The organism is Noviherbaspirillum saxi (genome assembly GCF_003591035.1).
Lineage (GTDB): Bacteria > Pseudomonadota > Gammaproteobacteria > Burkholderiales > Burkholderiaceae_D > Noviherbaspirillum > Noviherbaspirillum saxi.
In genome coordinates, this window is sequence record NZ_QYUO01000001.1 from 1,742,571 (window position 1) to 1,768,201 (window position 25,631).

The 25,631-nt window shown below is 57.5% G+C and carries 18 protein-coding genes; 9 read left to right on the plus strand and 9 right to left on the minus strand.

All coding sequences use genetic code 11. The features are described 5' to 3' along the window. Positions 1–18 precede the first annotated feature (18 nt). The gene (mmsB, locus tag D3871_RS08205) at positions 19–912 is read left to right on the plus strand and encodes a 3-hydroxyisobutyrate dehydrogenase (RefSeq protein ID WP_119768439.1); all 894 of its coding nucleotides are present in this window, start codon (positions 19–21) and stop codon (positions 910–912) included. Between the two features lie 96 nt (positions 913–1,008). On the opposite strand, the gene D3871_RS08210 is transcribed toward mmsB, so the two are convergent. Next, entirely contained in the window at positions 1,009–1,923 is a 915-nt protein-coding gene (locus tag D3871_RS08210) for a LysR family transcriptional regulator (protein WP_119768440.1), read from the minus strand. Between the two features lie 105 nt (positions 1,924–2,028). Here D3871_RS08210 and metE point away from each other — a divergent pair, with 105 nt between their 5' ends. Further along, positions 2,029–4,320: a 5-methyltetrahydropteroyltriglutamate--homocysteine S-methyltransferase gene (gene metE / locus D3871_RS08215; protein ID WP_119768441.1), complete on the plus strand. Its 2,292-nt coding sequence runs from the start codon at positions 2,029–2,031 to the stop codon at positions 4,318–4,320. Between the two features lie 336 nt (positions 4,321–4,656). Here the strand turns inward: metE and D3871_RS08220 are convergent, their stop codons facing one another. Then, positions 4,657–5,451, minus strand: coding sequence for a ferredoxin--NADP reductase (locus tag D3871_RS08220; protein WP_119768442.1), 795 nt, complete (start codon positions 5,449–5,451; stop codon positions 4,657–4,659). Between the two features lie 89 nt (positions 5,452–5,540). On the opposite strand from D3871_RS08220, the gene serA reads away from it, so the two are divergent. Beyond that, positions 5,541–6,740, plus strand: a complete 1,200-nt coding sequence (gene serA, locus D3871_RS08225; protein ID WP_119768443.1) for a phosphoglycerate dehydrogenase — start codon at positions 5,541–5,543, stop codon at positions 6,738–6,740. Positions 6,741–6,782: 42 nt separating this feature from the next. On the opposite strand, the gene D3871_RS08230 is transcribed toward serA, so the two are convergent. The 3 genes from D3871_RS08230 to D3871_RS08240 are packed head-to-tail and all read right to left on the minus strand — an operon-like array spanning position 6,783 to position 11,333. Then, positions 6,783–8,183 (minus strand): SpoVR family protein, encoded by a 1,401-nt coding sequence (locus D3871_RS08230; protein WP_119768444.1) that lies wholly within the window; start codon positions 8,181–8,183, stop codon positions 6,783–6,785. A 14-nt stretch (positions 8,184–8,197) separates the two neighbouring features. Then, positions 8,198–9,355, minus strand: coding sequence for a DUF444 family protein (locus D3871_RS08235; RefSeq protein WP_119768445.1), 1,158 nt, complete (start codon positions 9,353–9,355; stop codon positions 8,198–8,200). Positions 9,356–9,383: 28 nt separating this feature from the next. Beyond that, entirely contained in the window at positions 9,384–11,333 is a 1,950-nt protein-coding gene (locus D3871_RS08240) for a serine protein kinase (RefSeq protein ID WP_119768446.1), read from the minus strand. Between the two features lie 513 nt (positions 11,334–11,846). On the opposite strand from D3871_RS08240, the gene D3871_RS08245 reads away from it, so the two are divergent. The 4 genes from D3871_RS08245 to D3871_RS08260 all read left to right on the plus strand — a co-directional run bounded on the left by D3871_RS08245 (position 11,847) and on the right by D3871_RS08260 (position 15,069). Then, positions 11,847–12,761, plus strand: a complete 915-nt coding sequence (locus D3871_RS08245; RefSeq protein ID WP_119768447.1) for a ribose-phosphate pyrophosphokinase — start codon at positions 11,847–11,849, stop codon at positions 12,759–12,761. A 340-nt stretch (positions 12,762–13,101) separates the two neighbouring features. Then, positions 13,102–14,055, plus strand: coding sequence for an AAA family ATPase (locus D3871_RS08250; RefSeq protein ID WP_119768448.1), 954 nt, complete (start codon positions 13,102–13,104; stop codon positions 14,053–14,055). Between the two features lie 35 nt (positions 14,056–14,090). Continuing rightward, a complete protein-coding gene (gene bamE / locus D3871_RS08255) occupies positions 14,091–14,594 on the plus strand; it encodes an outer membrane protein assembly factor BamE domain-containing protein (RefSeq protein ID WP_119768449.1) in 504 nt (167 codons plus the stop codon). A gap of 151 nt (positions 14,595–14,745) precedes the next feature. Further along, positions 14,746–15,069, plus strand: coding sequence for a hypothetical protein (locus D3871_RS08260; RefSeq protein WP_147376757.1), 324 nt, complete (start codon positions 14,746–14,748; stop codon positions 15,067–15,069). Positions 15,070–15,148: 79 nt separating this feature from the next. Here the strand turns inward: D3871_RS08260 and D3871_RS08265 are convergent, their stop codons facing one another. From D3871_RS08265 to D3871_RS08275, 3 genes are all read right to left on the minus strand, one after another. Continuing rightward, a complete protein-coding gene (locus tag D3871_RS08265) occupies positions 15,149–16,237 on the minus strand; it encodes an alpha/beta hydrolase (RefSeq protein ID WP_119768451.1) in 1,089 nt (362 codons plus the stop codon). A gap of 117 nt (positions 16,238–16,354) precedes the next feature. Then, complete coding sequence (locus D3871_RS08270; RefSeq protein WP_158597886.1) at positions 16,355–20,305, minus strand: translocation/assembly module TamB domain-containing protein; 3,951 nt, start codon at positions 20,303–20,305, stop codon at positions 16,355–16,357. Between the two features lie 7 nt (positions 20,306–20,312). Beyond that, complete coding sequence (locus D3871_RS08275) at positions 20,313–22,103, minus strand: autotransporter assembly complex protein TamA (protein ID WP_119768453.1); 1,791 nt, start codon at positions 22,101–22,103, stop codon at positions 20,313–20,315. 557 nt (positions 22,104–22,660) lie between these two features. Here D3871_RS08275 and D3871_RS31625 point away from each other — a divergent pair. After that, on the plus strand, positions 22,661–22,960 hold the full coding sequence (locus D3871_RS31625; protein ID WP_420799659.1) for a response regulator: 300 nt from the start codon (positions 22,661–22,663) through the stop codon (positions 22,958–22,960). Between the two features lie 268 nt (positions 22,961–23,228). Here D3871_RS31625 and selD read toward each other — a convergent pair whose 3' ends face one another. Beyond that, entirely contained in the window at positions 23,229–24,287 is a 1,059-nt protein-coding gene (gene selD / locus D3871_RS08285; RefSeq protein WP_119769975.1) for a selenide, water dikinase SelD, read from the minus strand. Between the two features lie 129 nt (positions 24,288–24,416). Here selD and mnmH point away from each other — a divergent pair, with 129 nt between their 5' ends. Then, positions 24,417–25,451 carry a tRNA 2-selenouridine(34) synthase MnmH gene (mnmH, locus tag D3871_RS08290; RefSeq protein WP_119768455.1) on the plus strand — a complete coding sequence of 345 codons (1,035 nt, stop codon included), beginning with the start codon at positions 24,417–24,419 and terminating at the stop codon, positions 25,449–25,451. Positions 25,452–25,631: the final 180 nt, after the last annotated feature.

A 25,631-nucleotide genomic window follows, 5' to 3' on the forward strand; every position in this document is an offset into this window, starting at 1 on the left:
TGAATTCAAAGGAAATCCATGAGTCATATCGCATTCATTGGCTTGGGCAACATGGGCGCACCGATGGCGCTCAATCTGATCAACGCCGGGTATCAAGTGACCGTATTCGACCTGTCCCGCGCCGCCGTCGGCAAACTGAGCGAAGCGGGCGCGATTGCGGCCGCCGATGCGCAAGTGGCGACCGCCGATGCAGACATCGTCATCTCGATGCTGCCCGCAAGCAGTCATGTCGAAGCGCTCTATCTTGGTGAGCAGGGCATCCTGCCGGGCATTCGTGACGGCGCTCTGCTGATCGATTGCAGCACGATCGCCCCGCAATCGTCGCGTAAGGTGGCGCAGGCCGCTTCGGCACGCGGCTTGGCGATGATCGATGCTCCGGTCTCCGGCGGCACCGCGGGAGCGGCGGCGGGTACGCTGACATTCATCGTCGGAGGGGACGCCGCTGCGCTCGACCGCAGCCGGCCGGTACTGGCCGCGATGGGCAAGAATATCTTTCATGCCGGCGGCAACGGCGCCGGCCAGACCGCCAAGATCTGCAACAACATGATGCTGGGCATCCTGATGGCCGGAACCGCCGAAGCGCTTGCGCTCGGCGTGGCCAACGACCTCGATCCCAAGGTGCTGTCCGACATCATGAGCAAGAGTTCCGGTCGCAATTGGGCGCTGGAACTCTACAACCCTTACCCGGGCGTGATGGAAAACGTGCCGGCGGCACGCGGTTACAGCGGGGGCTTCGGTGTCGACCTGATGCTCAAGGATCTCGGACTGGCGGCGGAAGCGGCGCTGTCCGCACGCGCGGCGATTCCACTCGGGGAGCTGGCGCGTAACCTGTATTCGCTGCATAGCCAGGCCGGCGCTGGCGCGCTGGATTTTTCCAGTATCCAGCAGTTGCTTGCTCCCGATAAGCCATAAGCAGCATGGCATTCCCTTCTGCTGAAGGGAATGCCATTCATTGATTAATGCCTACAGTACAGACCGGACGAGTCGCTTGCGGCATCGAACCTGAGTTCATCGGCTCTGTTCGGGAAGTCGAGGCATCCAGATGGATTGACGCGCGAGTTCGACGAATGCCCTCAGATACTCGATATCCAGATCCGTTTCGCGCGTGCCCAAGAATATCTGCTTGGCGATCCCGTGACGTCCCAGACGAACTGGAACGACAGCCATTTTTTCCGCATATTCGGCCACCAGCCAGCCGGGTAACGCCGCTACACCCCGGCCGGTTGCCACCATCTGCAACATGATGTCGGTCGTTTCAATCACCTTGCGCTTCCTGGGCATGCAGCCGGCGGGTAACAGGAATTGATTGTAAATATCCAGCCGCTCGATCTCGACCGGATACGTAATCAGGATTTCCCCGGCAAGCTGCTTCGGCGTGACATGAGCTTGCCTGGCGAAAGGATGCTGTCGCCCCACGACCAGCACCTGCTCATAGTCGAAGACCGGCTCGAAGCACAAACCGGGTTTGTGCAGCGGGTCCGGCGTGACAAGAACGTCGATTTCGTATCCGAACAAGGCGCCGATACCGCCAAATTGAAATTTCTGTTTGACGTCCACATCCACGTCCGGCCAGCTTGTCAGGTAAGGCGACACCACCTTGAGCAGCCACTGGTAACAGGGATGGCATTCCATGCCAATGCGCAAAGCGCCGCGCTGGCCTTCCGCATATTGCCGCATCAGTTGTTCCGCATGCTCCAGTTGCGGCAACAGCCGATTGGACAAGCCCAATAAATATTGGCCCGCTTGCGTCAGGCGCAGGTTGCGTCCTTCCCTTGTCCAGATAGCGGTCCCCAGTTGCTGCTCCACTTTCTTGATGGTGTGGCTGAGCGCCGATTGCGTCAGGCAGAGCACCTCGGCTGCAGCGGTGAGGGAACCCTGGCGGTCTACTTCGCGGATGACGGCCAGATGAATACGTTCGAGCATGATTCAATTCATGAAGAAAAATAATAGGTCAATGAAATAATGCCACTATTTTTCATGAATTGGAAACACTATGATGGGCGCCATTCATATCAGGAGTGACTCATCATGGTGACGACGCACAATCTCGGATTCCCCCGTATCGGCGCAAAACGCGAACTGAAATTCGCATTGGAAAATTATTGGAAAGGACTGTCGTCTCGCGACGAATTGACGGCACTGGGAGCGCAGTTACGCCAGCGTCACTGGGAAAATCAGGCGTCGTTGGACCTGGTTCCGGTCGGCGATTTCTCGTTCTACGACCAAGTGCTCGACATGAGCTTCATGCTTGGCAATATCCCGGAGCGGGTGCGCAATCTCCAAGGTAACGCGCTCGACAATTATTTCCGCGTCGCCCGCGGCCGCTCCGCGAAGGACTCCGCCTGCAGCTGCGTGCACGCTGGCGAAATGACCAAATGGTTCGACACGAACTATCACTACATCGTGCCGGAATTTGCCGTGGACACCGAATTCTCCCTCGATGCATCCCGCTTGCTGGATCAGATCGCTCAAGCGCATCAACTCGACGTGAAAGCCAAACCAGTTATCATCGGACCAGTCACCTATCTCTGGCTGGGCAAGGCCAAGGATGATTCCGACAAGCTCGCATTACTGCCGCGCCTGCTGCCGGCTTATGCAACGCTACTGAATCAGTTGGCCGAACAAGGTATCGAGTGGGTGCAGATCGACGAACCCGTGCTGGTCACGGAATTGAACGCCGAATGGCAGCGGGCGTTCGTCACCGCCTATGAGGCCTTCAAGGACGGAAAAGTCAAACTGCTGCTGGCCACTTATTTCGGTCAATTGCAGGACAACCTGACTTTGGCATGCAAGCTGCCGGTACAAGGTTTGCACATCGACGCCATCAATGCCCGCGCCGAAATCGAGCAAGTCATCCAGCAATTGTCGACCGATCGCGTGTTGTCCCTGGGCGTGATCAACGGCCGCAATATCTGGAAAACCGACTTGCATGCCACGCTTGAATGGCTGGAGCCGATTCACGGGGTGCTGCAAGACCGTTTGTGGATCGCGCCTTCCTGCTCCCTATTGCACGTGCCGGTCGATCTGGACAGCGAACAGAAAATGGATAGCGAAATCCGGTCCTGGTTAGCCTTTGCGTTGCAAAAGCTGGGCGAATTGCAGATTCTCGCGAAGGCCCTGAACAAGGGGCGCGTGCCTGCACAGGAAGCGCTGATAGCGAACAATGCGGCAATCGAAAAACGTCGCACTTCCACCCGTGTGCACAATCCGGAGGTCAAGGCAGCGCTCGCCAGGATTGATGCCGCACTGGGCAAGCGCGCCGGCGCCTACGAACAGCGCGCAGCGAAGCAGTCCGCCTTGCTGAACCTGCCGGCTTATCCCACGACGACCATCGGCTCCTTCCCGCAAACGACAGAAATCCGGCAGGCCAGAAACCAGTTCAAGCAAGGTGAACTGGACGAAGCCACCTATAGGATTGCGATACAGGCCGAAATCGCGCGCTGCGTACGCGAGCAGGAAGCGCTCGGCCTGGACGTGTTCGTACACGGCGAGGCGGAACGCAACGACATGGTAGAGTACTTCGGCGAACAGCTCGACGGTTACGCGTTCAGCCAATTCGGGTGGGTGCAGTCCTACGGTTCGCGCTGCGTGAAACCACCGATCCTGTTCGGCGACATCAGCCGTTCGAAGGCCATGACCGTGGCATGGACCAGGTATGCGCAGTCGCTGACCGACAAACCGATGAAGGGCATGCTGACGGGCCCGGTCACGATCCTGAATTGGTCTTTCGTGCGCGACGACCAGCCGAGGTCAGTCTCCTGCTATCAGTTGGCGCTGGCGATCCGGGAAGAAGTGCTGGATCTGGAAGATGCTGGCGTGCGTGTGATCCAGATCGACGAAGCGGCATTGCGCGAGGGGTTGCCGCTGCGCCGATCGCAGTGGAACGACTACCTGCAATGGGCGGTGGAATCCTTCCGTATCACGGCGAACGGCGTGCAGGACGAGACCCAGATCCATACACACATGTGCTACTCGGAGTTCAATGACATCATCGCGTCGATTGCCGACATGGATGCGGACGTGATCACGATTGAGACTTCCCGCTCCGATATGGAATTGCTGGACGCCTTCGATAACTTCAATTATCCGAACGAAATCGGGCCAGGCGTCTACGACATTCATTCGCCGAACATTCCGAGTCAGGAACACATGGTGCACCTGATGCGCAAGGCAGCGGAGCGGATTCCACCACAACGCCTGTGGGTTAACCCGGATTGCGGATTGAAAACGCGTGCGTGGGAAGAGGTTCTTCCAGCGTTAAAAAACATGGTCGAAGCAGCCCGCACGCTTCGTGAGAGCATGGATGTACATGTGCATTGACGCAATCGAACGACTAAGCACAATATGACGGTGGCAGTTGTGCAAGCGGTGCTTGCACAACTGAATTAGTCATTTTGAGGATGGGGAGTTGTTCAGCGCAAGTGCGCAACAGACACAAAGTCGATTTTCAGATTTTCGCTGCTGTTATATCAACGACTTAAATATATATCTTTGCGAAGAAACCGTAAGCAAGCTGCCTGCGATATTCCTTTTACGGGACATGACACACTCATGCCCCGAGACGAGGCTCCGAATTCATGGTGTGGATTCCCTGTCTCGAAGCAAGTGCACCTACGTTTGCAACGATTCGTTAGGACGGCACAAGCCGGCCCGCCGCTACCAGTAATTTTCGGTAACGAACTGGCCGGGAAGGGCGCGACGCACCGGCCGCATGCCGCGCTGATGAAGCAGACGCCGCATGTCTTCTATCATTTCGGGATTGCCGCACAACATGACGCGTGAAGCGCTTTCCGACAGGGGCAATCCGGCTGCCTTTTCCAGATCGCCGCTTTCAAGCAGGCTTGTGATACGTCCGCTCAGATAAGGCGTGGATTTTTCTCCGTTGACATCGCGCGTGACGGTACGAATGATCTGCAGCCGCGCGCTCGATGCCACTGGCGGGGCAAGCCGCAAGCTTTCGAGTTCGGCACTATAGGCAAATTCGTCGACATGACGAACGCAATGCACAAGAACCAGGTTGCGAAAACGCCCCCATACCCCTGGATCGCGCAACATTGAAATATATGGGCCGATCCCGGTCCCTGTAGATAGCATCCACAAGTCATCACCGTCAGTGAACCGGTCGGGGGTCATGAATCCGTAACATTGCTTCTCGACCAGAATCGGGTCACCAATCTTCAGGGCTTTCAGGCGCGTGGTAAACAATCCGTTCGTGACGAGGATGCCGTAAAACTCCAGCGTGTCGGATTGCTCGGGCGCGGAGGTCATGGAATACGCGCGCCATATGATGCCGCTTTCGTCCCGCAAGCCTAAGCGCGCATACTGTCCGGCGGCAAAGGCGTAGGTCGGCGATCGTGTGGCCGTAAACGTCAATAGTTTGTCGTTCCACCATTTGATACTGGTAATCGATTCGGTGGTCGCCTTGCCTGCAATGTACTCTTCGTTGAGCATGCGGTTATCTGCGCCGTCGGCCAGCGCAGCGAATTGGTTTACTATCTATTTTACGTGAATCCATCGGCAACCATAGGCAAACACAGGCAATGGCAAAAATCGTCCTACTCGAGAAAATCCATCCAAGCGCGGTGGACCATTTGCGCAGCGAAGGCTTTACCGAAATCGTTCAGCTTCCCACTGCATTGAAATCCAATGAACTGAGGACAACACTGGCGGATGTCGATGTGGTCGGCATTCGGTCGGCGACTCATGTATCCGCTGACACCTTGAAACATTTGCCCAATTTAAAGGCTATCGGATGCTTTTGCATCGGCACCAACCAGGTCGATCTGCCTGCGGCGGCAGCACAGGGCATACCGGTTTTCAACGCGCCTTTTTCCAATACGCGTTCAGTAGCCGAGCTCGTGATCGCACAGGCGATTCTGCTGCTGAGGCGTATCCCCGAAAAAAATGCACGCACCCATAGGGGCCATTGGGACAAGAGTGCTCAGGGTGCTTATGAAGTACGCAACAAGGTGCTGGGCATTATCGGTTACGGCAATATCGGGGCACAGGTAGGCATTCTTGCCGAAAGCGTCGGCATGCGCGTCACTTATTACGATGTGGAAAGCAAGCTGCCCCTGGGTAATGCACGTCCCGCTGCGACGCTGGAGGGTTTGCTTGAGCAAGCCGATATTGTGACATTGCATGTACCCGGCGGCAGTCTGACCGAAAACCTGATGACCACAGAGCGTATTGCTACGATGAAGCCGACGGCCGTACTGATCAATGCCTCGCGCGGCGGGGTGGTCGATATTGACGCATTGAACGCGGCTTTGCGCGAACGCCGTCTTGCCGGCGCCGCGCTGGACGTATTTCCGGCGGAACCAAAAAACGACAAGGAAGAATTCGTATCGCCGTTACGCGGACTGGATAACGTGATCCTGACGCCGCATATCGGCGGCAGCACGGAAGAAGCCCAGGAAAATATCGGACGTGAAGTTGCCGACAAACTCGCTCGCTTTCTCAAGGCGGGCACCACGCGCTGGGCTGTCAACTTTCCCGAAATTCCGCATCTGGAAAAGGAAGCGAAGAGCCGCATCCTGCATGTGCACCGCAACGAGCCTGGCGTCATTGCCAGGATGAATGCCGACTTTGCAGAAGCCGGTATGAATATCGTGGCTCAGCACTTGCAAACACGCGGTCCGATCGGCTACGTGATGACGGATGTGGATGCGCCCATTCCCGCAGCGCTATTGAACAAGCTGCGCGGCGAACCCGCGACCATCCGTTGCGAATTGCTCTGACCGTTTGTTAAGAAACTGCGAGCGGGTCATGACCGACCCGCTCTACACTCGCTTGCTCGTCACCACACGCGCCTCGCCGCGATCACCGATCGTATGCAAGGTAACAGGGCGCCGCCATATCCGTCCTATGTATTCCAGCACCCTTTCGGCACGGCTCAGGTCGATGCCGCGTCCATCGCTCTGGTGGTCATGCAGCAATTGCAGACTGCCATCGACATGCAGGTTGTTGGCAGCAATACGTGGTGCGCCGTAATTGAACTTGGGCGAGAGAATGGCTTCATGCACCGCATGGATATCGTTGTCCGAAATCCGGATATCTCCATCATTGCGGGCTTCATAGACAAACAGCTCCAGCTTTTCGGCGAGTTCCTTGGTCAGGTAGTTGCGGACGAAACCGAAATCATCCTCTTCCTTCATGATCCGGCGCGCATTGCTCAAGCCATGCTTTTCGATGATGTCTTCCCACATCGAAAAGCCGAGATGGTAAGGATTCACCGCCAGCGCCAGCTGCCGTTCCGCCGCGTAAGGACGCACCACGTCGGAATGGGCCTTGATCGCGGACAGATACAAGTCTTGCGGAAGGAAGTCGGCCTCGCGCAGCAGGCGGGCATGCCAGTACGATGCCCAGCCTTCATTCATGATCTGGCAGGCAAAGACCGGATAAAAGTAGAACGACTCTTCCCTGACTGCAAGAAAAATGTCGCGCTCCCATCCTTCAAGATCCGGCGCGTAATTCGCTATGAACCACAACAGATCATATTCGGGCTGCGGTGGAATGGTCGCCCGTCTGGTTGCGCCATGATGATCATGGTGCGGCTTTTCGCCGGGCAGGCTGCGGAACCGCTTCTGGAAGGGATCGGGTTCGGGCTCGGGCGCCGGTTTCAGATTCGATTCCGGATAAAGCGGGCGGTGCAACTCGCGGTTGACATCGATATGCGGTTCCAGCGCCAATGCGGCGTCGAGCACGGCTTCGACCCGCTCCTGTCCGTGTTCCTGGATCGCGGTCTCGATACGGTGCGCGCGCGCCGCCGCCTGCTCAAGAATATGCCCGCCAGCCATTTCCATGAATTTCGCAAACAGATGGTTGTTCTTGGAAAAATCCGCATGTCCGAGCACATGTGCGGTCACCAGCGTGTTTTCCGGCAGCGTGTTGCCATTCACCAGGTAGGCCCGGCAGGGATCGCCAGGAAACATGACTTCGAAAATCCGTGAATGGCCCATGCCCTGACGGATCAGCTGGTGAATGTAACGCACGCCGAACGACCAGTGATGCATGCGCACCGGAAGGCCATACACCGCAATTTCCATCATGAAGTTGTTCGGTACCAGTTCGAAATCGACCGGGTAATAATCCAGCCCCAGATCGCGCGCGAGCTTTTCGATCTGCGCAGAATACTTCTTCAGCGCTTCGATGGTTTCAGGAGAGTTCGTGGTTGTGCACATGTGTCCGCCTGTCCTTATTCCGATTCCTGCTGTACGAAGAATTTGCGAATTGCTTTCCACACATCTTCATGACGCGTCAGGACGCTGCTGCCTATCGGCGCGCCGGTGCGCTCGATTTCTCCGCACAACATTTTCATTTCCGTCTCGCTGGTACGTGGCGAACCAGGAACCGTTTCCACATAGCCGATGAAATTGAGTACCTTGCCGAGTTTGGTCAGGTACTCGGTTGCAGCGACCCTGTCCTCCGTAAAGTTTTCACCATCCGATGCGTAGAACAGATAGCCGTTGTACTGCGAAGGATCGTACTCCGTCTCGACCAGTTCATGCGCCATCTTGAATGCAGTGGACGCGCCGGTGCCGCCGGTGCCGCTGACATTGAAGAATTCGCTTTCCGAAAATTCCCATGCCTGCGTCGTATGGGCGATGAAGCGCGTTTCCACCTTGCCGTAACGGCGGCGTATGCCTTGCAGAACAAAGAAGAAAAAGCTTTTTGCCAGCTTGCGTTCTGCATCGGTCATGCTCGCCGAAACATCGAGTGCAAAAATCACCACGGCGTTGGTCGCGGGCTTGCGCCTGTGCACCAGTTGCTTAAAGCGCAGGTCGTCGTTGGTGAAGGGGACCGGGTTTTCCTGCGTCGCCCGGCGCTTGACCGCTTCCTTGACCGTGCGGCGTCGGTCAAGACGCGCACGTACACCATGCTTGTCCCAGCCTTCGCGCACATACTCGTCGTCGGTCACCGCGCTGTTGCGCTTCGGCTGCAGATCGGGCAATTGCAGTTCTTCCCAGAGCCAGTCGATGATGTCGTCAACCTTGAACTCCAGCATGAGCTTGACTTCACCCTCATTGTTGCCGCCCTGGCCGTCGTCGTCGCCCATGTCAGGCTGTGCCTGCCGCAGGATATCGCCCGGTTTGCCCTGGCCCTGTCCTGCGCTGGAATGCGTCTGGGACGACGATTCCGCAAGACGAAACCGTGCATGCTCCAGCAACTTCACCGGGATCTGCACGGTCTTGTCCTGCGAGCCGGTGATCACATCCGGTCCCGCAACAAGGTTGGGAAGATTCTGCTGAACCGCCTCACGCACTTTCTCGTTGTGGCGAAGCCAGTCACGTGAGCCCCTGGAAAAAAGATCGTACCAGGGAGTTTCGGCAGAGATCGTTATCAGATCAGTCATAGTTGAGCCTCAAGTGGCGCGGCGTGCATCATTCCTGTGCCATCAGCGTGGTCACATAGTTCAATGCCTCGCGCGCGCTATGGCTGTCGTAAGCATACTCATCGACAAGCCGTTTCTCCACCACTGATATCTTCTGACGTACTTCTTCATCCGGTCGCGTGGTGGAACTGACCAGACGCAAGACATCGCGGCGCTGCTCGAACAGGTATTGCTGTACCGCGTTGTGCAGTTGCGCATGACTGTCGAGCGTGAACTTCTCTCCGCGCTTGTAGGCGCCCATGGCCTTGCGGACCACCTCCTGACGGAATGACTGCTTGCCGGAATCCGAGATATGAATCTTTTCCTCGACCGCGCGCAGGAAACGCTCGTCCGGCTTGCGCTCCTCGTTGGTGATCGGGTCCTTGATGTGGCGGTTGTCCAGCATCGCTTCGACCTCGTCCAGATACTTGTCCAGCAGATCCTGAGCTTCCTGCTCGAACGACACGAACAAGGCCTTGTGCACGTCTTCCTTGACCCAGCGGTTGTAAAAGTCCTTGCGTGCCAGCACCAGGTAATCGATCCACTTGCGCTTGCGCTTCGGGTCGATGCGTGCGTCGTTCTCGATCGAATCCTTCAGTGCCAGCAACACATCCATCGTGGTCAGGCTCTTTGTATTGGACTGGATGATCGCGTTCGACAAGGCATTGATGACAAAGCGCGGCGAAATGCCGGCGAGTCCTTCATCGGGCATGCGCTGTTTCAGACGCTCTGTCTCGGCATGGGCATATCCCTCGACCTCTTCATTGGCGTAGAGACGTACTTTCTTGCTGAGTTCCAGTTCCTTGTCTTCGCCTTCATGCAAACGCGTGAAGATCGCGAACACTGCCGCAGCATGAAGTACATGCGGGTCCAGATGCGTTTCGCGGAAAGCGGGCGCGGCCGACGAAATCAGTTTCTTGTAAATTCGCGCCTCATCCTTGTAATTCAGCGTATAAGGCACCTGGATAATAACCATGCGGTCCAGAAGGGCTTCGTTCTCGCTCTCCTGCAAAAACTTACGGAATTCCGCAAGATTGGTATGCGCAAGAATGGTTTCATCCAGATAGATCAGCGGGAAGCGCGAGACCTTGACATTCTTTTCCTGGGTTAGCGTCAGCAACAGATAGAGGAACTCGCGTTTTACTTTCAGGATCTCGATCATTTCCAGCATGCCGCGGCTTGCCGCATAGACCGCACCGGACCATGACCATGCGCGCGGATCGCCTTCGTCGCCGTATTCCGCGACCTTGGACAAGTCCACCGAGCCGACCAGGTCGGCCAGGTCCGCAGTGGTCGGATCGTGCGGCGCATAGGTGCCGATACCGACGCGACCAGCTTCGGAGATGAAGACACGTTCGACCGGCACACGCAGGAAATCGCCGTGGTAATCGTTCTCGAGACGTGTGCGGCAATGCGGGCAGACTTCGCCGATGATCTCGACGCCATAGGTCTCACGAAAGCGCGGCCGCAACGAATGCGGAACCAGGTGCAAGGGCGATTCATGCACGGGGCAGCCCTGGATCGCGTACAGCGAGCCGGCCTCGGTACGGCTATATTCCTCGAGTCCGCGCTTGAGCAGAATCACGAGTGTCGATTTGCCGCCCGACGGCGGTCCGAGCAGGAGCAGCAACCGGCGTCCTACTTCGGATCCCGCGGCCGCGGCCTTGAAGTAATCGACAACCCGGCTGATCGCTTCATCCACACCGAACAATTCCTCGTCAAACAGCTTGCAGCGGAAATTACCGGTCTCGTCTTCGCCGCCCATCCACCGAATCATGTCCCACATGTATTGATGGGACGTACGTGCAGCACCCTGTGGGTCTGCGGCCATGATGCGTTCGAGGAAATCCGACAGCGTTCCGGACCAGTACACCGCGCGATGGTCCTTGGTGAAGGCCACCAGGCTTTTCAACAGGTCCTCTTGCTGCTCGGTACGATTGACATCACTGTGAGTGGTCATTGCATCTGCTCCCCGCAAGTTTGTCGCATGTTCAGGATGGACATACGAAATCGGTTTACGTTTCTGTCGCTCTCAACTTAAGTATAGGGCGCGCTGAAAACTTTAAATGATGAGGATCGTCAATGAATTCACATTGCCGCACGCCCAATACTGGCAAAGATGAATGCGCACAATGAGTGCATTAGCAAGATGCATGCAAGCACGATGTACATGTATATCGCCTCGAAAAATACCGCTAATCGTGCGCTTCCTTCTGAATGATTAACGCTTGAAGCCATATCAACGTCTACGTCGTCCGCGATATACCGGATTCAAGAAAATGGTTGAGGTAAAAATTACCTCCATGAAAATGCAGAGACTGCACAAGACGCCATGGAGTTTGCTTTGCATCAATTCGTACTGTGCATACACGCCACAGAAGAATTTTTTCCGATGCGGTATGCGCTGGCGCAGCAATTGCCATCCTGGCGTGTTTACATTGGTGTATATGCTTGTTAGCCGAAGGGTGAAAAAATGAAGCCGATTCTGCTTGCGCTGCCTGGCAATGACCAATATGGCTTGCAGTTGGCGCAGGCAATGGAATGCGAGGCAGGGGATCTGGAAAGCCGGCGATTCCCTGACGGCGAGTTTTATCTGCGCATATTGTCCGAGGTCAAAAATCGAGACGTGGCTCTGCTATGCACGATGAACAATCCGGACGAAAAGCTTGTGCAGATACATCTGGCCGCGGGTATCGCACGCGATCTTGGCGCGCACAGTGTTGGACTGATCGCACCATATCTTGCTTACATGCGACAGGATTCGTGCTTCAAGCCGGGTGAGGGAAAAACTTCCGGCCATATTGCACGGATGATTTCCGCTTGCTGTGACTGGCTGGTGACCGTCGATCCGCATCTTCATCGGCATCACAGCCTTGACGAGATTTACACCATCCCAACGAAAGTCGTTCAATCCGCACCCGCTGTCGCGGAATGGATAAGCAAGCATGTATCGCGACCCGTCATCGTCGGCCCCGATGCGGAAAGCGAGCAGTGGGCATCGAAGGTTGCTGCGGCAATAGGCTGTCCACAGGCGATTTTGCAAAAGACGCGCTACGGCGATCGTGAAGTCGAAGTATCCGTGCCCGATACCTCGGACTGGAGCGGATGCACTCCAGTCGTTGTCGACGACATTGCATCGAGCGGGCGAACCATGCTGGCAGCGGTCATGCACCTCAATCGTGCGGGCATGCTGCCCCCGGTGTGCATAGCCGTGCACCCGGTCTTTGCCGGCGATGCCTGCAAGGAGCTTGCCGAAGCCGGCGTTGGCCGTCTTGCAAGCTGCAACACGATCATGCATCACAGCAATGAGATCGATCTCACCCGTCCAATCGCGAACGCCAGCTTAGCGATGATAACGAATGTTTCCACACCCTTGGCACATTACTAATTCTTCTAAGCGGAGGGTTAAAGATCGCTACTGCATCGACGCCACGTCCTGCCCGCTACATGCTACATATTTCCATACTTGACAGCGTCTGGCATTCTCGATGCAATAGACTCAATAATGATTAACGGAAATCTTTGCCTTGGAACAGAGCTTGCATATGGTTCACTGGCAAAGAGCAGAGGGTACCGCCTTGCGCGGGGTTGGAAGGCTGTGCCAACTCATTCATATTTTTGTAAAGGACGATGCCCATTGTAGTTTTTGCATTCAGGCGATATTTAGCGAGAAGCTGATAACGCGCTCCGTCTTTGCAATGCATAACTGGAGAACCGGGAGTTCAGACATGACGATTACACTTGCACGCTCTCATCCGATCTATAGCATGAAGGAAGTCGAGTCCGCGCAGGAAAAGGCGCGCGCACTAAAATCGCCGGAACTCGAAGCCTTTTATGAAAACATGCTTGAGTTAGGGGCAGAACGCTTCGTCACGACGCCTTCTTCGACCAGTGCACTCGAGCCGCTGTATGACGATTGTCCGAACTTCGGCGAAGTACTCGACGACCTGAAACGCTATCTTGGCCTCGCCATTGCAGGCGGAGCCAGCTTCAATGTCATGCCGGTGCTGCTGCTTGGCGACCCCGGCGTAGGAAAGACGCATTTCGGCAAGAAACTTGCAACCGTCCTCGGCACCGAATTCGAGTTCATCAGCATGAATGCCTTGTCCGCCGGTTTTGTCATTACCGGCAGTTCGTCGACATGGAGGGGAGCGAAGTGCGGCAAGGTTGCGGAGCGCCTGGTGCGCGGCAAATTTGCAAACCCTGTGGTATTGCTGGATGAAGTGGAAAAAGCAACCGGTTCCACGCAATCCGATCCCATGGCAGCCCTGTACCAATTGCTTGAGCCGGAAACCTCACGCGCATTTCATGATGAATTCATCGATGTGGATCTCGATGCGAGCCAGGTATTCTGGGTATTGACCGCAAACAGCCTCGATGGCATTCCGGAGGCGCTGTTGTCGCGCATGGCGGTATACGAAGTGCCATCGCCCACACCTGATCAGGCCGCCGGCATCGCACGTCGCGTCTATGTCGGTCTGCTGCGTGAACTGCGGCTGCAACAGGTGGACGAAGCCTTGCCGGACAATGTGCTCGCCAAGCTTTCCGAAATCTCTCCGCGCGAAATGCGCAAGGCCTTACTGGATGGCCTGGGTTATGCGGTGGCGGCGGGACGTACGGCGCTGATTCCGGAAGATGTGCATGTCAAGACGGACATGGGCAAACGCAAGATCGGGTTCTGAGGTTCCTCTGACGCGTATAACGATTTAGGAGCGGCATGAATACATTGTTTGGCGGGATCGTGCTGGCACTTGGCGCGTTATTGAAGTTCGGGTGCGACCGGCAGGGCAATCCGATTCAGGAATTCGGACTCGACAAGCTTGCAAAGGGCGTGTCTTCCGAGGCCGATGTGCGCATGGTGATGGGCCAACCCGACACCGTATGGGAAGAAGAAGATGGCAGCCGCGCGCTCCAATATCCTAAAGGACCGGAGGGCGTGCGAACGTGGGAATTCATCATCGACAAGAGCGGTAAACTGAAGGATTATCGCCAGCTGCTTTCGCCGGAAACCTTTGCCCGCATCAAACCCGGCATGTCTCGCGACGAAGTACGCCGCGTGCTGGGGAAACCACGGACCGTCCAGCAGTACAAGTTGAAGAATGAAGAAGCCTGGGACTGGCGCTACCTCGAGGGAACGACGGAGCGCTTCTTCAATGTGCATTTCGACATGTCCACCGGCAAGGTCACGCAAACGTCCAGCATGGATGCACTCAATCATTGAGCGAGATTGTTGCTTTCCTCGATTTACCCATCTTTACGAAACCGAAATACTCCCGAGCAGTCCTATTATTAGCAGCCGCGCAATATGTTGCCGAAGCGGCTCATGCAAATATGCAAGCTCATGATAGATAAACGGTTTCTCCAAGGAGGTAATGATGAAGAAAGCATCACTAGCATTGCTGGTTTCCATGTTGTCGATTTCCGGAGCGGCGCTGGCGCAATCACCATCCACCGAAATTCGTGAAAGCACCGATCCGGCCAGGGTTGCCGAAGTCGAGCAACGCGCCGCCGATATTCAGGCGCGCCAGCAAGCGGCTTCATCGAGCCAGGATATGAGTTCAGGCTCCGGCGACACCGGCAAGAAGCATTCTCGCAGCGGACACGGCAAGAAACCTCACTCGAAAGACCATTCGCGGTCCGGCGGTCACACAGGCAGTTCGTCCGGTGCAGGCGCAGAGGTATCCGGCAGCAAGTAAAGCTTGTTTGTTGTAGCAGTTGGAAGCATTCGGTGGTGTAAAGCCTAGATCTTTACGCCACCATGCGCCTTAGTGTGTCTTAGTGCGTGGTTCCATCAACCTTCACCGCCCATTGCAATATTTCAGGCCATATCCTCCGGTGCGCGCTTTCACCGACAAGTGCGCCCACATGCGCCAGCGTGACGCCCGTATCGCCATCGTAGGTAAGCAGCCGTTTGGTAGCGCTTGATGTTGCCTTCACAAAACCTGTCATGGCGGCAGGAGGAATAATCCTGCTGCGAGGATCGTACACAGCCAGAACAGGCGCTACGATGCTGATCGGGCTGACCGCTCGACCGGCAATGACGAGTGAGCCTTGCATAAACGCATCGCCGCGATATAACTGATCAACGACATCTTGGAACAGGGCGGGGGACATCGATGCTTCATCCAGCATCCAGCGCTGGACCCGAAAATGACTGCGCATGCTGACAGGGGAATCTAGCGATGCCATCAGATCGGCATATGGCTCTGATCCAAAGGTCGATGGAGATGCCATCACGCTCGCCAGATTGAGCAGGGAACCGGGAACACGACCAAAGATGCTTGTCACCTGACTGGCTTTCGGCCCGAACGCGACCAGCGGACCGAAGGCACCCTGGTCCTTGGGGAAATGTAATGGCGCTTCGATCAACACCAGGCTCGCCACATATTCCGGGCGCAGCGCCGTATAGATCGCAGCCAGGATGCCTCCCAATGAATGACTGAACAGCGAAATCCTCGGAAACGAACCATTGGCGTGCTGCTTGCGAATAACGGCGACACACTGATCCAGCAACTCGAATGCGTACTGTTCAAGGCCGAAAGATGCTTCCTCCGCTCCCGGCTCGGTCCACTCGACCAGATATACCTGCAGTCCGGCATCGATCGCCCGTTGCACGACGCTGCATTCGGGCGCCAGATCCCAGATGTAGTGGCGCTTGATCGGAGCGGGTACGATCAGTGCAACATGCTCTGATGTACCGTTGCCACGATAGTGCCGCAAGCGAAATCCGGGGGCGGTGAGCACGATATCCGAAGCGGTTTCAACCGGGGCATAGCCCATCTGTTCCATCGCCACGCCACGCCGCTTGCGTGCATGGTCCATCGATTCGAACCACCACTGCAATCCCGACGACATTGTTTGCATGTATTTCCTCCGGTCAGCTCATTGTGCTTCGGCACATGCCGTATCGGATTGGTCATTCATCACTTAGGAACGTTCCTTGGCAGCTTGTTGAAAAACGACAGCCAGGCTGAAACGGCGCTAATCAAATGCAATGTTATAGAACAGGGATACCGCGCTACGTGCACCAGCTTCCGCTTCGACCGACAGCCTGGGTGTCAACGTATACCGCAGCTGCACCACGCTGCCCGCGTTTTCCAATCCTTGCTGATAGCTCAGGTATAGCCGCGAAGAAATCTGTTTTCCGAGCGTGACGATACGCTGCTGCAACGTATCGTCGCTCGTGCCGACGCTGAAGGTGTCCAGGCCGAAAGCGCTCGCAATACGCGACTGAAGTCCGGCCTGAGCGCCTTTCGACAGCAACGCGGCCGCAGCACTTTGCAAGGTGCCGGCATCGCCCGGGTTGGCCGTAGCCAATCCACGTCCGAGCACCAGCCACGACAATTTCTCCGCATCGGCCACACTGGGTTCGGAGACTAGCGATACGCGCGGGGCAAGAACGGTGCCGCGAACCGATACGCCGGCCTCGACTTCCTGTCCGCGTCGCATCGCAAGAATGTCGAGTGCCGGGTTATTGAGCGGACCGGTAAAGCGGATCAGTCCCTGTTCGATTTTCAGTTCACGTCCGTAGGCGCTGAACGTTCCCTTGTAGATGCTCAGCGTGCCCTGCGCCTGCAGCGTCCCGGCAGGATCGCTGAGAATGCGCAGCTTGCCGACCAGCGTGCCATCGATGCCCCGGCCCTTGAGCTTAATGCCATCCCCAAGCCCGATACTCAAGTCAACTGCCGCGCCGGTCTTTTGCCCGCTTTTCTTTTCTTGTCCCACGATGACGACATCGCTCGACAGCTCTGGCTTGTCCGCGCTGCCCAGATCGATGAAGCCGGAATCCACCGTGAATGCACCGGTTACGGAAGGACGTTTATCTGCTACCGCTATGCGGCTGTCGCCGCTGATGATGACACGGCGGTCGGCGCGGCTGAGGAGCGCGAATCTTTCCGCGCGCAAGGCGAGCAGGGCGCTGATATTGCCATCCTTCAGGTCGATGGGTCCGGTTACCGTGACGTTGCCTTCAGCGCCTTCAAAACGCAATGCATTGATCACCAGACGCTCGCCTTGAAATTCGCTTTTCAGCACACCCTGGCGCAGGTCGATGCCCAGATCGGCCATGGCGATGCGCAAGCCGTCTCCATTGATACTGCCTGCAAGCCTGGGCGTGCCTATGCTGCCTTCGATCGCGATCTCGCTTTGCAGGCGACCGGCGATGCTCGCGGTCGGCGCGATCAGCGGACCGGTCCAGGCGAGAGAAGGCACATCAATACGGATATTGCCGCTCACCGGCGCGTCCTGCTCGAATGACAGGCGCTGCGCACCGCTGCCGGCGCGTGTCGTTACCCTGGCGTCGATGTTGCCGAGCTGGCGCCCCTCGGCCTGAATCTGCAACGCAAGCCGTCCCTCGTCGGCGGACAGGCTCGCGTTCAGGCTGCGCAAGCCGAGTGTGACTGAGGTGCCGCCCAATACGGTAGCGTCTCCGCTATCGCGCCGCAAATTGGCCGAGCCGGAGAGGGTGTCCGCGACCTGCAGATTCCAGTCGCCGCTGAACTGCAGGTCGGTGCGAAGCGGAGGCGCCGGTTCCAGCAGACGCAGGATCTGGCTGAGCTGTATTTTCTCCAGCCGCCCGCGTGTACGCATGCCGCCGGCGTCACGAGCAAACTGTTCGACCGCGATGCGCCCCCTATCGGCATCGATAACCAATCCGTCCACCTGCGTTTGATCGGCTGACAGCATCAGCCTTGCCGGGCCGGCAAGGCGAGCATTGAATCGGCCGCTGCCATTCAATGCAGTAATGCTTCCTGTCCAGCGCGGATCGGATTCGGGCTGGCTCAGCGTGCCGCTGGCAGCGCCATACCAGTTCTGTCCGGGCTCTGCGATCGTAGCGTCGATCCGATGCTGCCCCGTCGTGCCGTTGGCCGTGAGGTTGAACCGATTGGCGCGATAGGCGCCGGATTCCATGCCTTCGCCTCGCACTAGCAGCTGAAGCGGTGCATCAGGCTTAGGCGCAAATCGCGCTTGCAAGGTCAGGTCTCTTACCCGATTGACGTTTTGCCGCACGCCGCTGGCGCGTATGTCGGCATTGATGGTCTCCAGGATGAAAGCGCGAGTGCGGTCGAGGCTCAATTCGACCTGGCCTTGCACGGAGTCCAGTTCCACCGCACCGGGCGCGCGGACTTTGCCTGCGCTCCATTCGGCCTGTACGCGCGGCCGCATGAAACTTCCCTTTACCGTGCCGCGGGCGCGTGCAACGCCGGCGAATGCCGGGCCAAGTTGCGCGAGTCGCTGCGCATCGAGCGAAAACGCGAGTTGCGAATCGCCCTCGGAGAGCTTGCCTTCGGCGCTCAGACGGTTGTCGCCGGATGCAAGCAGGAATTTCGGCACATCCAACACTTCGCCATGCAAGCTGACTTTCCCGTCACCGCGCAGCGCCTGGCCGGCAAGCCGGCTGTCGATGATGGAGAACGACAAGTCCGCTTCGAGTTCAGGCTGACGCCGCCCTTCGACAGCGAAGCGCGCATTGAGCAGCAGTTCCGGCACCTGCGCAAACTCGCCCAGATCCTGCAGCCGGAAACGATCTATCCGTCCCTCGGCGCGGAAGCCCTGGCTGTCCGCCATGCCAAGCATGCCTGAAAGGGTGGCACTGCCGGCACCGACGCGCAACTCGGCGCGGTCTAACGACAATGTATTGTCGGCGAGTACGCCATGCGCATCCAGTGTCAGTCTCTGCCGCTTCAGCGGTTCGTTCAGCTTGACGGTAAATTCCTGCCTGCCCGCATCCTGCTGCAGCGCGACGGTTCCTGCCAGCCGGGTAGAGCGGATGCGGCTGTCAAGCCTGCGCAGGTCCAGCGCTTCGGTACGCAAATTCAGACGCAGCTTGTCTGGCGCGTACGTACCGTCTCCAAGCACTTCACCGGCGCTTGCCTTCGGACTGCCAAGCAGCGCGGCAATATGCTGGAATCGGAACTCGCCCGCCTCCTGGGTGAATGCCAGCTGCAGACTGGACAGCGGTATCTTCTTGTCATTGACCAGGCCTGGCTCGCGGTTGACGATGCGAAGTTCGCCTGCACCGTTGTCGTCGGACGCAAGTCGGATATCGAGACTGGATTGCGGCAATTCCGGGGAGAGTGCGGACAGGTCAAGCGCTGACGCATTGAGCTGCGTCGCGCCGAGTGGCCGTTCCGAAAACGGCTGTAAATTCACGCGCCCACGGATCGGCGAACGATTGACCAGCAAGTCGATGTCAGCGGCAAGATCGGCCATCGAACCGGACAGCAACAGCTTTCCATCGGCACCTATCGTCCGGTCATCAAGGACAGCCTTGCTGTTTGCGTGGAAGCTGCCCTTGAGGGCGTAGGGCATTTCCGTAGCCAATTCCGCGTCACCGCTGATGCGTGCGGTGGCCGTGCCTTTCTCCAGTGTCGGCATCAGCGTCAACTCGCGCAGCCGGAACTGATATTGGCTTCCATCGAAGGACAGGGCAAACCCGCTGGGACCAAGTCGAAGTATCTCGGTTGAACTCGGAACGGTCGGGCCGCGACGGACAGTACCGCGATCGATCGCGACGGAGTCGAGCCGGACCTTTAACGGCAACGCAATCCGTGCAGGCATTTTCGCCGGTTCGTCCTTGCTCTCCCCGATCAGGGCGACATCGGCATGCGCAATATGCAGACGGGTAAGGTGGAAAGTCGATTTCAATAATGCACCCGGTTTCCAGTCCAGCGTCACTTCACGCAAGTTGATGTTTTGCCCAGGCTGGCTGATCGCAAGCTGCTCGATCCTAAGCGGCCCGACGAGACGGCCATGGATGCCCTGCGTCTGCAAGGCACCGTCGGCAAGCGAAGCGGCAATCCGGAAGGCCGCGCGCGCACCGCTTTCGCTGGCCAAAAGCCATGCAAGAGCAAGCGCCGGCAACAATGCCAGGATCAGCAGCGTGACCGTAATCCGGCGCAGGCGGCGCCCGCTTCTCTCTACCTTTTTCACGGGTTCCTCAGAAGCCATAGCCGATCGAAAAGTGCAGACGCGGCTCGCGCGTCGTGTGTCCATAGGCGAGATCGATGTTAACCGGTCCTAATGGACTGCGCCAGCGGGCGCCAACGCCAGTACCGTGCCTGAACCGAAAGTCACCCCAGGAGTCGGCAGCATTGCCCGCGTCATGGAAGAGGGCGGCTCCCCAGTCGGGAGTCAACCGGCGCACCACTTCGGCGCTCACAATCGCCGTCACCGTTCCGCCGACAATCGCGCCATTCTGTTCGACCCCGAGACTGTTATAGCCATATCCGCGCACGCTCTGATCGCCGCCGGTCCGGAACAGCAGGTCGGCCGGTACCGTCTGGCGCGTGCCGCCAAACACTTGTCCGGCTTGCGCCCGTACCACAGTGCGCCAGCGCGGCGCCGGTTGTGTGAGCCAGGTCACCCGCCCCAGCAGACGCCCCAGATTGGTTTCGTTGATCAGGCCGCTCGGCCCAGCTCCCAGTTCTACCGAGGCAACATAACCACGACGCGGCGTCAGAGGATGATCGAGGCGGCGCCTTGTGTAGACGAAGGTGGCGATCAGCGCCTGACGGTTGTTGACGAAGTCGCCTATGCGCTGGCGATCCGCCAGATAAGACACGCCCCAGGTCTTTTCATCCACCCGGTTCGGGCTGGAGATGCGTGCGCCCAGCCGCATCTTGTTGACGATTTCGCCGCTGGTGACCGTGCGTTCATAGTGAGCGCCGAAAGCGGGCTGCCATCCGTCCAGGCGCCCATCTCGCAATGCAGGCAAATACACATCGCCGCCAAGCAGGCGCGTTTCGCGGTCGATGCGCAGTTCCGACTCGAGCCGCCAGTCGCGCATCAGGAAATTGCGGTCGAGCCATTTCACCTGCGCCCGCGCCCCGGTATCGGTAGAAAATCCGACGCCGAGCGAAAGACGCTTGCGCGGATTCTCTGCAAGGTCGACGCGCACCGGGGTATTTTGTGCCTGCGCGGGGTCGACATCGACCGTTGCGAACGCCGAACGAAAATACCCGGTCTCTTCCAGCCGCGTCTGCAACTCGTTAAGTTTTTCCTGAGAATAGCGTTCGCCCGGTTTAATCGGGTTGAGTCGATCGATCATTTCGCGTGAATAGCGCGTCAGTCCCTGTACGTCGAGTTCGCCAAACGTGAATACCGGGCCGGAATCGACTTCCACCGTCAGCGCGGCGCTTCGCTTTTCTGGATCGATCCTGGCTTCGCTGAATGCTATCGCTGCCGCGGGGAAATCCCGGTTCAGCAAGTCCTTGAGCAAGTCGTTCTTGGCTTCCGTCCAGCTCTTTTGCGTAAATGTTTCGCCCGGGTCGAGCGACCATCGCCGTTTCAGGCGCTCCATGCGGCGGACATCGGCTTCGGCACCGTCGGCAATCGCTCCCTTGAAACGTATCTGTACATCGGCGATTCGTGTCGGCAAGCCAGGATCGACTTGCAGCCGCGCTACCGGCGGTGTCATGCGCCGGTCCAGTTCAACCTGTACTTCGGGAGAAAAATACCCCTCGGTTGCCAGCAGCGCGCGTACCTGTTCCGGCGATATGTTAACGAGGCGTTCGAGACCGTCATCCGACAATTCGGGATCGCTACGGTGACGCCTCAATTCCAGATGTTCTTCCAGCAGTTCTCTGAAACGGCCGGCGCCATTGATTTCCACCACGTAGCGGGCGGCTGTTTCGACAGCGTAGCTGTAGTCAGGACTGGCTAGCGCCACACCTAATGCACACAGCAGAGCGACTATAGTCCGCGTGGAACGTGCGCTGCGCGACAGCATTGAGAGTGTGCCGGCGTCACTCGTCGCAACGGCGTGACCGCATGGCCGCAGACCAAAAAAAGCAACCCGAAATGACATCAATAGTGAGATCGACGCATGGGTCGGCGATAGAGTGAAAGTAAAAGGGAAGGAATCATCGTCATTATTGAGCACGGGCAAAGCATATGCCTTAGGCAAAATCAAACTGACAGGCTGCGTTTCCCGGTACGTGCATGTGCATGTATACGCATCACACGGTTTCCAGGCACAAGCCATGAATGGAACAATGGGACGCATGGTTTGTCATGTCCGATACACGTCATCTCCCGCCAGCGTACGCAGCTGTCGGTTGATTTCTTTCACGGCGTTTTGCCGTGCTTTTGTGTAACAGCAACGCAGGCCCTGCCGGTGTCACTATAATGCACGGCGAGCACATGCGTATTATCCATCCGGCCGGCCCTATGACCTCGTCTTCACAATGCAATGAAAATTCCCGGCTTCCACATGATCAAATGCGTGTGTTGGTAATCGAGGACAATCAGGATCTTGCAAAGCTGTTTTGTGACCTGCTTGAAGTCATGGGATGTATCACAAGCGTTGCGTTCAATGCCCGCACTGCGCTCGAGATGGCACGAAACGGTATGCCCGACCTGATATTTTGCGATCTGCGCCTCCCGGGCGAAAAGAGCGGCTTCGATGTTGCCGCCGCGCTGAGAGCGGACGCCGGATTTGCCCATATCCCGCTCATCGCAGTCACGGGTTTCGACGATTCGATGGGCCACCAGCGCGCAAAGGATGCAGGATTCGACCGCGTCTTTGAAAAGCCGGTTAAATTCGCGCAGATCCAGGACGTGCTTAACACTTATCGCAAAGGATAGATAGCCATGCTGATCGGCATCGCATTTCTGTCTTTCATGCGATGGCGAGGCGGGACTTTCATCTGCCGACGTGCGGTCGGTCTCCTAGTGGGTCACTTGGCAATGGGATACGCATAAAAGCGATGGATTTTTGTGTCAGGCTAGGCCTCGCCGGCCGCACGACAAGCACAGCAATAGCGGGGCTATCGCGCGCATTGGTAACGATGCATGGCACAAAAAGACGCGCTTTTATGCGTATCCTGTTGCCAAGTGACCCACTAGTGCTGCGTCAGCCCTGCACCTCAACACGTGCAGGGCCCTCGGCCACCTCGCCAATGACCTTCGCCTGGGCAAAGCCTTCACGGTGAAATAGGGCAAGCACATCCTCAACCGACTCGGGAGCACACGAAACAAGCAAACCGCCCGAAGTCTGCGGATCGGTCAGCAACGCTTTCTGCGTAGGCGTAATCGCGTCCGCGAGCACCACGTCCTGACCGTAACCGGCCCAGTTGCGAGCTGATGCGCCTGTGACAAAACCCTGTTGCGCAAGTTGTTCGACGCCTGGCAACAAGGGAACGTCCGACATGCGCAGGCGTACACTCATCCCTGCGCCGCGGGCAATTTCCAGCGCATGGCCCAGCAGGCCGAACCCGGTGACATCGGTCAGCGCATGCACGCCGTTCAAATCCGATAAAGCCTTGCCCGGCTTGTTCAGCCTGGTCGTGTTCTCGATCATTGCGCGATAACCGGCCTCGTCCAGCGCCTCTTTCTTCAAGGCCGCCGACAGTACGCCGACACCAAGCGGTTTGCCCAGGACAAGCTTGTCGCCGGCCCTGGCGTCGGCATTGCGCTTGATCTTCGATGGATGCACCAGGCCCATGACCACCAGGCCATAGATGGGCTCGACCGAATCGATGGTGTGGCCGCCGGCTATGGGGATACCCGCTTCCGCACAGATCGATTCCCCACCTTGAATAATGCGCCCGATCACATCGACCGGTAGCTGGTTGATCGGCATGGCAACCAGGGCCAGTGCCATGATCGGCGTACCGCCCATCGCATACACATCGGAAATGGCATTGGTTGCCGCGATCCGGCCAAAGTCATACGGATCGTCGACGATAGGCATGAAAAAATCGGTGGTCGCTATTAGCGCCTGCTCGTCGTTCAGCTTGTACACCGCTGCATCGTCGGCGGTTTCTATGCCGACCATCAGCTCCTTGGGAACCGGAAACCCCGTTGACTTTTTCAGGATATCGGCCAGCACGCCGGGGGCAATCTTGCAGCCGCAGCCACCGCCATGCGAAAAGGAAGTCAGCCTGATAGGGGGATCGGTATGGGTGGTCATTGTGTCGTCGTAAGCGTTGGATTCCTGGAGGCCTGACAGGATTTTCGCAGCGTCAGGCAGAGCCGCGATTATCGCCCAAGCGCGCCCGCTCTGCTGAAGCCGGGCAGCCAAAGGCCTTACAATGCCGTCATGTACGATTTCAAATCATATGACCTGATCATTGACGCGCGCAGCCCGCGCGAATTCAACGAAGATCACATCCCCGGCGCCGTCAATCTGCCGGTCGTCGACAATGCCGAGTTCGCCGAAGTCGGTACGCTGCACCGCACCGATCCGCTTGCCGCCTACCAACTCGGTGCGCGCTATTCGCTGCGCAATATCGCGCGCCATATCGAAACCCATCTGTCCGGCGTCGAGCCCAAAAGCCGCATCCTGGTTTACTGTTTCCGTGGAGGCAAGCGCAGCAAGGTCTGGCAAGACGTGCTGGAAACGATCGGCTACCGCGTCGAGCGCGTGAAGGGCGGGTGGAAAGCATACCGGCGCTGGGTAAATGAACAACTGTTGGTTGTGCCCGCCAATTTCCGCTATATCGTCGTCTCCGGTCCGACCGGATGCGGCAAGACGCGACTGTTGTCGGCTTTGCAGGACACCGGGGCGCAAGTGCTCGATCTGGAGGGACTTGCGGCGCATCGAGGATCGATCATCGGGGCGGTACCGGGCAAGCTGCAACCGACGCAAAAGCTGTTCGATAGCCGTCTGCTGGAACGGCTGTCCGGTTTCGATCCGGCGCGTCCGGTCTGGCTGGAGTCGGAGAGCAAGAAAATCGGTCAGGTGCAGTTGCCCGAGGCCTTGCTGGCTGAAATGCGCAAGGGACAGACGCTTGCAGTCGATGCTCCCATGCCGCAAAGAGTGCAACTCTTGCGCGAGGATTACCATCATTTCGAACAGGATCCCGCCGCGTTGATCGAGCGACTGAAGAATCTGCGTCCTTTGATCGGCGGTGAAGAATTCGAACAGTGGGAAGCGCTGGCGGCCGCGCGCATGGTGCCGGAACTGTTCGAACGCCTGATGCGGAATCACTATGACCCGACTTACCGACGTTCGATTCTTCGCAACTATCCGGAAATCGATGCCTCTCCCAGCGTTTCCTTGCAGGACCTGTCCTCTTCCGGCCTGCTTCCGGTTGCACAGGAACTGCGCGAGCGCTTCGATCGATCGGAGTGAGGCCGGGCATTGAGAAGGCCAATCTACATTTTCAATATCGGGCAGCCATCCTACAACCCTTAATAGGAGCTGCCGGTCAAACATGAGTGGAAAAGGTCCGCTTCAGACTTAATTTTGCTTGAGCGTTTTTTCAGCGATAAAGAGTCTAAATCCGCTAAATTAGGTTTTGTTACAATTGTT